Source organism: Pseudomonas sp. 18.1.10 (genome assembly GCF_024655625.1).
Lineage (GTDB): Bacteria > Pseudomonadota > Gammaproteobacteria > Pseudomonadales > Pseudomonadaceae > Aquipseudomonas.
This window is the reverse complement of the sequence record NZ_JANLGL010000190.1, coordinates 1-10,403: the sequence shown is the minus strand read 5'-3', so window position 1 is coordinate 10,403 and position 10,403 is coordinate 1. Positions and strand designations below refer to the sequence as shown.

The following is a 10,403-nucleotide window of genomic DNA, read 5'->3' as shown; positions in this document are numbered from 1 at the left end:
AGCCGCTGGGCTGCGCAGCGGCCCCAAAAATCTTGGGAGCGCTGCGCACTCCAGCGGGAGCAAGCTCCCTCGCCACAGGTCCAGTGTTCTCACCGCTGTTTATTTAAACGCATACAAAAATATCCCTTATGAATATGAAACCCCTGGCCTGTCGAATTGATTAAACCAAGTGATTACTTGAGAATCAGTTGCATTCAGAAACAGGTATTCGTGATGAAACTTCCTGCACTTGTAGAGCCACTTGCCCAACTAAGTAACGATGAAATAACCCGTTATAGCCGGCACTTGTTGATTCCCGATGTCGGCATGGACGGCCAGCGCCGTTTAAAGACCAGCAAAGTGTTGGTCATTGGTGCCGGTGGTCTCGGTTCGCCCGCGTTGTTGTACTTGGCGGCGGCCGGTATCGGCACCTTGGGCCTTATCGATTTTGACGTGGTGGACGAATCCAACCTGCAACGCCAGGTGATCCACCGTGTTGCCACCGTCGGCCAATTGAAGGTCGACAGCGCCGCCGCGGCGATCCGCGATTTGAACCCCCATGTGCAGGTCAACTGCTACAACCTGCGCCTGGAACCGGAAACCGCCGTGCAGCTGTTCAGCGAGTACGACCTGATCCTCGACGGCACCGACAACTTCGCCACCCGCTACCTGGTCAACGATGCCTGCGTGCTGGCCGGCAAGCCGTACGTGTGGGGCTCGATCTACCGCTTCGAAGGCCAGGCCTCGGTGTTCTGGGAAGATGCTCCCGGCGGCGTCGGCCTCAATTACCGCGACCTCTACCCCGAGCCGCCGCCACCGGAACTGGCGCCGTCCTGCTCCGAAGGCGGGGTGCTGGGCATTCTCTGCGCGTCGATTGGCGCGATCATGGCCACCGAAGCGGTCAAGTTGATTACCGGCATCGGCGACAGCCTGTTGGGGCGCTTGATGGTCTATGACGCGCTGGAAATGTCCTACCGGCAAATGCCACTGCGTCGTGCGCCGGGGCGTCAGCCGATTACCGCCCTCAGCGATTACCAGGCGTTCTGCGGCCTGTTGGCGCCCCACGGCGTGCAGCCGTCGGATATCCCGTCCATCAGCGCCCGCGAGCTGCACGCCCTGCGTGAACGCCGGGAAAACCTGCTGCTGATCGACGTGCGCGAACAGACCGAGTGGGACATCGTGCGCATCCCTGGCGCGCAACATATCCCCAAAGGTCCGAACACCGCGCATGTCATCGAAACCCGCTTCGGCAAGCACGCCAACCTGGTGCTGCATTGCAAATCCGGGATGCGTTCCAAGGCGGTGTTGCTGGAGTTGCAGCAGCGCGGCTTCAGCAACGTGCGCAACCTCGACGGCGGCGTGCTGGCCTGGGTGCGTGATGTCGAACCGACGTTGCCGAGCTACTGACGGCCATGTTGAAGCTGCGTGCTGGCCTGCTGGAGGCGATGCTGGAACAGGCGCACCGCGATCACCCGCTGGAAACCTGCGGCATCATCGCTGCGCCGGTGGGTGAGCCCACCGCCGAACGCCTGGTGGCGATGGACAACGCCGCGCGCTCCGAAACGTTCTTCAGCTTCGCCCCCAAGCAGCAACTGGCGGTGTGGCGCGAACTGGACGAACGGGACGAAGAGTGCCGGGTGATCTACCACTCCCACACCGCCAGCGTGGCCTACCCCAGTGCGGAAGATGTGAGTTATGCCGGTGATTCATCGGTGCACTACGTGATTGTTTCAACACTGCCGGAAGTTGAAGTTGCAGTGCGCAGTTTTCGTATCGTGCAACGCAAAGTGACTGAAGAAGTTATCTACATCGTTAATTAAACCGAAATTAATCAATGGGCCAACTAAGGCCCAGGGAGTTCTGCATGTCGATTTCCGTGATGGTGCCCACTTTGTTGCGCTCTTTTACCCAGGATCAGAAACGCGTGGAAGTGCAAGGCAACACAGTTCTGGAAGTGATCGAACAGATGGAGCGCGAGTACCCAGGCGTCAAGGATCGCTTGATTGGCGATGGCCAGGTGCATCGCTTCGTGAATATCTACGTCAACGATGACGACATCCGTTTCGCCGACAACCTGGGCACCGCGCTCAAGGCCGGTGACGCCATCACCATCCTGCCGGCCGTCGCGGGCGGCTGATCGGCGAACACGTCTCAGGGCTGGCGCGGCGTACCTCACCCGAGGTCGCGCGCGCAGCGATCACTCACCTTTTCTGGCGAATGTCGAATGTCTGCACTTCTACACGGCTGTAGCCTCAGCGGCACGTTTACCGGCGCACCGGCCGGGATGGCCAGCTTGGCCGCGTCACTGCGCTACCAGGCGACGGCGCTGGGCGTCGCGCCCCACGACAGCGATAGGCGCGATGCCATGTGCATCGGCCTGCATCATCCTGACCTCAAGTCGGTGCAGGGCGTGATTCATGGCTGGGCCGACGGCACGTCCGCTGGCGCCACCGAACACACGCTGCAAGCGGCCTGCGGCTTGATGTCGGTGCACGGCCGGGCTAGCGGCAAGGCCCAGGGGCTGGGGGTGGATTACGTCTCCACCCTCGGTGCCAGCCTTGCGCTGCAAGGCGTGTTCGCCGCTGCCGTCGGGCAACTGCGTGGCGGCGATTTCAGCCGCGTGGACACGTCCATGGCCGGTGCCGGCGTGTTGAGCATCGCCCAATACCTGGCCGGTGCCACGGCGGGCGCTGAAGCCGAACACCTGTTGCCGGGGGCGACGTGCGCGAAGAATCGCCCGCCGTTCATGTCGGCCGACGGCGTGTATTTTGAATTGGAAACCCTCGACGCCGAACCCTGGCGGCGCTTCTGGGCGCAGGTCGGTATCGACGGCGAACAGGCCGGGCAGGGCTGGAAAGCCTTCCTGCTGCGCTACGCCAAAGCTGTCGCGCCGATGCCAGCGGTGTTCCGTCAGGCCATGGCGCGCTTGTCGATGGCACGCATCACCGCGTTGTGCGCCTTGAGCGGCATGGCGGTGTGCCCGCTGCGCAGCCTCGCCGAGCGGCGTGGCGATGCGGACCTGCCCGCGCAGATCGCCCAGGGCCCGTGGAGTTTCGCCGTCGCCGCCGGCGGCCAGCCATTGCGTGCCTTGGACAACCCGGCGTTGCCATTGAGCGGCCTGACCGTGATCGAATCCTGCCGCCGCATCCAGGGCCCGCTGGCCGGGCATCTGCTGGCGCTGTTGGGGGCCGAGGTGATCCGCCTTGAGTTGCCCGGTGGTGATCCGTTGCGCGGCATGCCGCCGTGTGTGGATGGCGTGTCGGTACGCTTCGATGCGCTGAACCGGCACAAGCAGGTGCGTGAGTTGGACATCAAGTCCCGCGCCGGTCGCGACGAACTGTTTGAACGGGTGCGCGACGCCGATGTGTTCCTGCACAACTGGGCGCCGGGCAAGGCCGCCGAGCTGGGCTTGGACAGCGCCGACCTGACGCGCATCAACCCGGCGCTGGTATACGCCTACGCCGGCGGCTGGGGTCACGACCGCCCGGGCGAACCGCTGCCGGGCACGGACTTTATGGTGCAAGCCTGGTCCGGCGTCGGCGAGCAGATCGGCCAGGCGTCGGCCACGCCGGGTGGTTCGTTGTTCACCGTGCTCGATGTGCTGGGCGGTGTGGTCGCTGCCCAGGGCGTGAGCGCAGCGCTGTTGCATCGCGCCCTCAGTGGCCAGGGCGCGCGGGTCGACAGCTCGCTGCTCGGCGCCGCCAACCTGCTGACGGTGCAGGACGCGCCCACGCCGAGCCTGCTCAAGGGCGTCTACCCGACCGCCGACGGCGTGCTGGCCATCGACTGCCAGACCCCGGCGCAACTTGCACAGCTGGAACAAATCCTCGCCTGCGACCTGCACAGCGACGCAGCCATCCGCAGCGCCTTGGCGTCGCAACCCGCCGCTACCTGGCAACAGGTGCTGGGCGCCGCCGATATCCCGGCCGTGGTGGCCGTAGAAGACCTGTCAGCCCTGGCTCAAGACAGGCGATTGAAGACGTGTTTAAGCGTGAATGCCTATACCTCGGTCAACGCTCACTGGAGTTTTCGATGAACAACGCAGGCATTATCGATCTGGTTCCCGCCGCTGTGCGCAGCGTGTGGGAACAGGACGGCACTTACCCCAACCGTTCGGTCTACCAACTGTTTCGCGAGCACGCCGAACGTGACCCGCACAAACCGGCGGTGCTCGAACCCGACAGCAGCATCAGCTACGGCGAGCTGCACGCCGCGGCGTTGCGCATGGCCGCCAGTTTGCGCAACGCGGGCATCGTTGCCGGTGACGTGGTGGCGTACCAACTGACCAACAGCTGGCGCAGCTGCGCCATCGACCTCGCTGCTGCGGCGCTGGGCGCGGTGGTCGCGCCGTTTCCACCGGGGCGCGGCAGCCTCGACATTCAATCCCTGGTACGCCGTTGCGATGCGCGCGCGGTGATCGTGCCGGCGCAGTACGCCGGCATCGATTTGTGCCAGGTCATCGAGGCCCTGCGCCCGACGCTGTTGTCGCTGCGTGTGCTGATCGTCGAAGGCGAGGCGCGCAAAGGCTGGTTGAGCCTGGCGCAGATGTTCCAGGCCGAGCCGTTGAGCGCAGCGCAATTGCCCGAGGTGTGCCCGAATTCTCCGGTGCGCTTGCTGGTGTCCTCCGGCACCGAATCGGAGCCTAAATTGGTTGCCTATTCCCACAACGCCCTGGTCGGCGGGCGTGGGCGCTTCCTGCAACGTGTGCACCCCGAGGGCGGCACGTTCCGTGGCCTGTACCTGGTGCCGCTGGGTTCGTCGTTTGGTTCGACGGCGACCTTTGGCAGCCTGTCCTGGCTCGGCGGTTCGATTGCGGTGTTGCCGCAGTTCGATGTCGCGGCGGCCATCGACGCCATCGCCCAATTGCGCCCGACCCACATCCTTGGCGTGCCGACCATGCTGCAACGTATCGCTGCCGATGCGCGTTTGGCGCAGGTGGATAAATCCAGCCTGCTCGGGCTGATTTGCGGCGGCTCGCTGATTGATGAGGTGACTGTGCGCCGCTGTGTCGAGGCGTTCGGTTGCGGCTTTATCAGCCTCTACGGTTCCGCCGATGGGGTGAACTGCCACAACACCCTCGACGATGCGTTGGACGTGGTGTTCTACAGCGTCGGCCGGCCGAACCCTGCGGTGTGCGCGATCAAGATCTTCGACGAAGACGGCGCGGAATTGCCCCAGGGCAGCGTCGGCGAAATCAAGGCGCGCGGCCCGTTGAGCCCGATGCAATACGTGAATGCGCCGGAACTCGACGCGCAGTACCGCGACGCCGAAGGCTGGGTGAACACCGGCGATCTGGGCTACATCGACAACGACGGCTACCTGATCCTCGCCGGGCGCAAGAAAGACATCATCATCCGTGGCGGCGCGAACATCAGCCCGGTGCAGATCGAAACCCTCGCCACCAGCCACCCGGATGTGGTCAGCGTCGCGTGCGTCGCGGTGCCCGACCCGGACCTCGGCCAGCGCGTGTGCATCTGCGTGACCTTGCGCGACGGCGCGGCGCGTTTCTCCCTCAGCGAACTGACCGACTACCTGCGCGAGCAAGGCCTGGAGGTGAACAAGCTGCCGGAGTACCTGCGTTTCTATCGCCAGTTGCCGCTGACGCCTGCGGGCAAGATCGACAAGAAATCCCTGGCCGCCGAAGTGGCGTTCCTTGAAAGCGGGGCGGGCATCGCATGTTGAAGGCGCAGCGGGTACGGCAGTTTGTCGATGAGCGCATCATCCCCGTGGAAGGCGAGTTGGCCAGCAACCCGCCGTTGCTGGCCGAGCTGGGCGAGCAGGCGCGGGCGGAAGGTGTGTGGGGTAATTTTTATCCGCAAACCGGCGGCAGCCTGCGCGAGTACCTGGCGGTGGCCGAGCAGGAGGGCCGTTCGGAATACGCCCCGGCGATCTTCGGCGATGACGCCACCCTGGATTTGCACATGCTCAGCCGTCATGCCAGCGAGGTGGTGCGCCAGCGTTTCCTGGAGCCGTTGGCCTGCGGGGCGATGGTGTCGAGCTACGGGATGTCGGAGCCGGACAGCATCGGTTCGATCCCGGCAACCATCACCGCGCACGCCGAACTGATCGACGGCCAGTGGCGCTTGAACGGGCGCAAGTGGTTTATCTGCCGTGCCGAGCGGGCGGCGTTGGTCACGGTGGTGGCGCAGACGGCGCAGGGCTTGTCGATGTTTTTGGTGCCGGCGGATGCGCCGGGGTTTCGCGTGGTGCGGCCGTTGTCGATCCTTGGCCGCTTCAGTGGCCAGGGCGAGTTGGCCTTTGACGACGTAGCGGTGGCGCCGGCCTATGTGCTGGGCCAGCCGGGGCAAGGGCTGGCGCTGATGCAGGAGCGTCTGGGCCTGGGGCGCATCCTGCGCTCGGTGCATTGGCTGGGGTTGGCGCAGCGTTGTTTCGACCTGATGTGCGCGCGCATTCATTCGCCCCGTGGCCAACAGGCGCGCCTGGCCGACAAGCAGTTGGTGCGCCTGCGGGTGTTCAGCGTGTACCAGTCCATCGCCAGTGCGCGGTTGTTGTTGCAGGACGCGGCAGCCAAGCGCGATGCGGGCGTGGCCAACAGCGTTGAGGTGAATATCGCCAAGGTCGCGGCGTCCCAGGCGTTGAGCGCAGCGGCGGATTCGGCGATCCAGATCATGGGCGCCGAAGGCTTGAGCGCGTGGTCGCCACTGCCGGGGATCTACAACACCGCGCGCACCACGCACATTCTCGACGGCACCGACGATGCGCTGATAAGCGCGGTCGGTCGGCAGTTGCTTGATAGCTGTGGTGTGGACGGCTTGGACTTCGACCTGCCGTCGTCGGGAGCGCGGGGATGAGCAATCGCCTGTGGTTGCGCGTGGTGCTGACCTGCGCCATGGCCCTGCCGATGTTGATCTTCTACGCGGTCGGCACCCTCGGGCCGTTGATGGTCGCCGATCTTGGCGTGCCGACGCCGTGGCTGGGTTGGTTGATTACCAGCACCTTTGGTTTTGCCGCGTTGTTGTCGCTGTGGGCCGGGCCGCTGGTCAATTGGCTGGGCAGTCGGCGCGGCCTGGCGTTGTTGTTCTGGAGCACGGCGTGTTCCTACAGCCTGCTCGCCGCCTTGCCGGGGTTCTTTGGGGTGGTGCTGGCGCTGACGGTGTGCGGGATTGCCCAGGCGCTGGCCAACCCGGTGACCAATCTGCTGATTGCCGAGCGCGTGGAGCCGAAGTTCAAGGCGGCGGTGGTGGGGTTGAAGCAGTCCGGGGTGCAAGTCTCGGCGTTGTTTGCCGGGGCGTTGTTGCCGGGCCTGGCGCTGGGTTTTGGATGGCGCGGGGCGTTGGCGTGTCTGCTGCTGCCGGCGTTGTTGCTGGCGGTGTTGGGGCCGCGTGTGGCCCCAGCACCTTCTGCGCGTAAACCGCTGAGTTTGCGGGTGGCGCGGCCGACTGCGCGTCTCGGTGTGTTGATGAGTATCCAGTTGTGCGTGGGTGTTGTGCTGTCGTCCTTCGTGACCTTTCTCGGTGTGTTCGCCGCAGGGCAGGGCATGTCGACGGGCGCCATCGGCGGCTTGATCGCCGGCTTCGGCGTGATGGGCATTGCCGCGCGCGTTCTGTTGACGCCGTTGGGCGCGCGCATGGCCGATGAGTCGTGGTTGTTGCTGGGGTTATTGCTGCTGGCGAGCGTGGCGTTGTGGCTGACAGCCCAGGCCACGCCCGCGCGTCACTGGCTGTTGTGGGCCGGTGCGCTGGGCATGGGCCTGACGGCAGTGGCGACCAATGCCATCGCCATGAGCATGGTGCTGCGTGATCCCGGATTCGGCGCGCCGGCGCCCTCGGCCGGTCTACTCTCGGTGGGCTTTTTCGGCGGGTTTGCGCTGGGGCCGCCGTTGTTCGGGCTGGTGTTCGGCCAGTCGTGGTGGATGCCCATCGGCGTGGTGCTGCTGGCCTGTGGGCTGAGCCTGGTGTTGACGCGGGTGCGTGCTGCGCCGGGTTTGCAGGTGGTCAAATGAGTGCGTTTGAAGTGTTGGACCGGCCGCTCAACAGTGCCGAGACGCAGCGCGCCATCGAGGCGATTGTGTCTCGACTGGAGCAGATCGAGGCGGTCTGTGGTGAAGGTTTCCCGCTGTACAACGACGGCGCGTGGAAAGTCTCGGCCGGTGGCTCATGGCTGGGCGGTTTCTGGGCTGGACTGTGGTGGCTGCGCGCCGTTCATTACGGGCGTCAGGCGGATCGGCAGCACGCGCTAAGGATTGCCGAACGCCTGCGGGACAAGCTCGACAGCGATACCCATCACCGCGCCCTGATCTTCTGGTACGGCGCCGGTCTTGGTGCGCAGTTGTTGGCGGATCCCGAGGCTGCCGCGCTGGCGGGCGAGGCCGCACAGCGACTGGCCCATGGGTTTGATCCGGTGCTGTGTTGCATCCCCTTGGGCCGAGAAATGGGCGGCGGCCCGCAGGGTGATCGCAGCTTGAGCATCGACCCGCTGGCGGCGACCTTGAATTTGTTCGCGTTGGGCAACGACGCTGGCCTGTTGAGCCAGGGACGCCAGCACTTGCACACCTCGTTTCGCGCCTGCGCGGGGGCGGAGGGCGCCTGGAGCAGTCACGCACTTCATGACCAAGGCCAATGGCAGGCGGGCGACTCGGCGGGCGATTGGTCCCGTGGGCAAGCCTGGGCCATGCTCGGCCTTGGCGTCGGTGCGCGTCTGTACGGTGTGCCGTTCCGCGAGGATGCCCAGCGCGCCAATCAATACTGGCTGCGCAGCCGCTCGGTGCAAGCACCGCTCAACCGTCTGGATCAGCCTGATGGACCGCACGATCCATGCGCGGCGGCGATGGCGTCGCTGGCCCTGCAAGCGCAGTCGCTGGCGCACACCGATGGGCAGGTGTTGCAGCAGGAGGCGGGGCGTGTGCTGGCGGCTATCGTGCGCAGCGGTGACTTTGTCGAGGGGCGTTTTAGCGGGCATTGCTATCGCACGTCGGCGACGACGGAGCAGAAGGTGGAATCGGCCTGTGGCAGTTTCTTTTTGCTGGCGGCGTTGATGGCTTGGGCGGGGGAGGTTGATCCACGGGTGGTCTGAGGGCCGCGTCATGGGACAAAAAAGGGAAGCTCCGCTGCTGGGGCTTCCCTTTTTTTTGCCCGACAGACGCACGCGCAAACGCCAGATTGGGCTTTTGAATCGATTGGATATTCTGTAGCCTTGCGCAGCTTCTGTTTCACCCGTGCTTGATGAACAAAAACACTTCGTCCGGCGGCGCCCGAAGGGCTCCAGAGCCGGTGGTACACTCGACTTTCGCGCTACTGCGCCTGCAGGTCTTGCGAACATGACGCACATTTCCGAACGCCTTCTGGTTCAAGCCCACCTCGACGCCAAGCAGCCCAAGGCCCTCAGCGTCGAAGAAGAGGCGAGCCTGCGCGCCGCCATCGCCGCCGAGCTTAAAGCCCAGGACGCGGTGCTGGTGGCCCACTTCTACTGCGACCCGGTGATCCAGGCCCTGGCCGAAGAAACCGGTGGCTGTGTTTCCGACTCCCTGGAAATGGCCCGCTTCGGCGCCGCCCATCCGGCCAAGACCGTACTGGTCGCCGGCGTGCGGTTCATGGGCGAGACGGCCAAGATCCTCACCCCGGAAAAACGCATCCTCATGCCGACCTTGGAAGCCACGTGCTCCCTGGACCTGGGTTGCCCGGTGGACGAGTTTTCGGCGTTTTGCGACCAGCATCCCGAGCGCACCGTGGTGGTGTACGCCAACACCTCGGCGGCGGTCAAAGCCCGCGCGGATTGGGTGGTGACGTCCAGCTGCGCGCTGGAAATCGTCGAGAGCCTGATGGACAACGGCGAGACGATCATCTGGGGCCCGGACAAGCACCTGGGCACCTACATCCAGCGCCAGACCGGTGCCGACATGCTGCTGTGGGACGGTGCGTGCATCGTCCACGAAGAGTTCAAGTCCAAGCAGTTGGAAGACATGAAGGCGCTGTACCCGGACGCCGCGATCCTGGTGCACCCGGAATCGCCGACCGCCGTGATCGAGCTGGCAGACGCGGTGGGTTCCACCAGCCAACTGATCGCCGCCGCCCAGCGTTTGCCGAACAAGACCTTTATCGTCGCGACCGACCGCGGCATCTTCTACAAGATGCAGCAGCTGTGCCCGGACAAGGTGTTTGTCGAAGCGCCCACCGCCGGCAACGGCGCGGCATGCCGCAGTTGCGCGCATTGCCCGTGGATGGCGATGAATACGCTGGAGCGTACGTTGCAGTGCCTGCGTGAGGGCAGTAATGAGATCTTTGTCGAACCGTCGGTGATTCCGCAGGCGGTGCGGCCGCTCAAGCGGATGTTGGATTTCACCCAGGCGGCGCGGTTGAAGCTTGCCGGTAACGCCTGACCCGAGGCGAGCTCGGTCAAAAATGTGGGAGCTGGCTTGTGTGGGAGCGGGCTTGCTCGCGAAGGCGGTGTATCAGTCAATCAATCTT

General features: G+C 64.8%; 9 protein-coding genes. All 9 read left to right on the top strand.

What is annotated here, in order from left to right:
- Positions 1–213: 213 nt before the first annotated feature.
- The 9 genes from moeB to nadA all read left to right on the top strand — a co-directional run bounded on the left by moeB (position 214) and on the right by nadA (position 10,315).
- On the top strand, positions 214–1,386 hold the full coding sequence (gene moeB / locus NUV89_RS23635; protein ID WP_257783224.1) for a molybdopterin-synthase adenylyltransferase MoeB: 1,173 nt from the start codon (positions 214–216) through the stop codon (positions 1,384–1,386).
- 5 nt (positions 1,387–1,391) lie between these two features.
- Positions 1,392–1,799, top strand: a complete 408-nt coding sequence (locus NUV89_RS23630; protein WP_257783223.1) for a M67 family metallopeptidase — start codon at positions 1,392–1,394, stop codon at positions 1,797–1,799.
- A 44-nt stretch (positions 1,800–1,843) separates the two neighbouring features.
- On the top strand, positions 1,844–2,116 hold the full coding sequence (locus tag NUV89_RS23625; protein WP_124524932.1) for a MoaD family protein: 273 nt from the start codon (positions 1,844–1,846) through the stop codon (positions 2,114–2,116).
- Between the two features lie 87 nt (positions 2,117–2,203).
- Positions 2,204–4,015 carry a CoA transferase gene (locus tag NUV89_RS23620; protein ID WP_257783222.1) on the top strand — a complete coding sequence of 604 codons (1,812 nt, stop codon included), beginning with the start codon at positions 2,204–2,206 and terminating at the stop codon, positions 4,013–4,015.
- The gene (locus tag NUV89_RS23615; RefSeq protein WP_257783221.1) at positions 4,012–5,661 is read left to right on the top strand and encodes a class I adenylate-forming enzyme family protein; all 1,650 of its coding nucleotides are present in this window, start codon (positions 4,012–4,014) and stop codon (positions 5,659–5,661) included. Before NUV89_RS23620 ends, NUV89_RS23615 begins: the two co-directional genes overlap by 4 nt.
- Entirely contained in the window at positions 5,655–6,791 is a 1,137-nt protein-coding gene (locus NUV89_RS23610; protein WP_257783220.1) for an acyl-CoA dehydrogenase family protein, read from the top strand. The genes NUV89_RS23615 and NUV89_RS23610 overlap by 7 nt, the downstream gene beginning before the upstream one ends.
- The gene (locus tag NUV89_RS23605; RefSeq protein ID WP_257783219.1) at positions 6,788–7,942 is read left to right on the top strand and encodes an MFS transporter; all 1,155 of its coding nucleotides are present in this window, start codon (positions 6,788–6,790) and stop codon (positions 7,940–7,942) included. Before NUV89_RS23610 ends, NUV89_RS23605 begins: the two co-directional genes overlap by 4 nt.
- The gene (locus NUV89_RS23600) at positions 7,939–9,012 is read left to right on the top strand and encodes a glucuronyl hydrolase (protein WP_257783218.1); all 1,074 of its coding nucleotides are present in this window, start codon (positions 7,939–7,941) and stop codon (positions 9,010–9,012) included. The genes NUV89_RS23605 and NUV89_RS23600 overlap by 4 nt, the downstream gene beginning before the upstream one ends.
- Before the next feature lie 244 nt (positions 9,013–9,256).
- Complete coding sequence (gene nadA / locus NUV89_RS23595) at positions 9,257–10,315, top strand: quinolinate synthase NadA (protein WP_257783217.1); 1,059 nt, start codon at positions 9,257–9,259, stop codon at positions 10,313–10,315.
- Positions 10,316–10,403 lie beyond the last annotated feature (88 nt).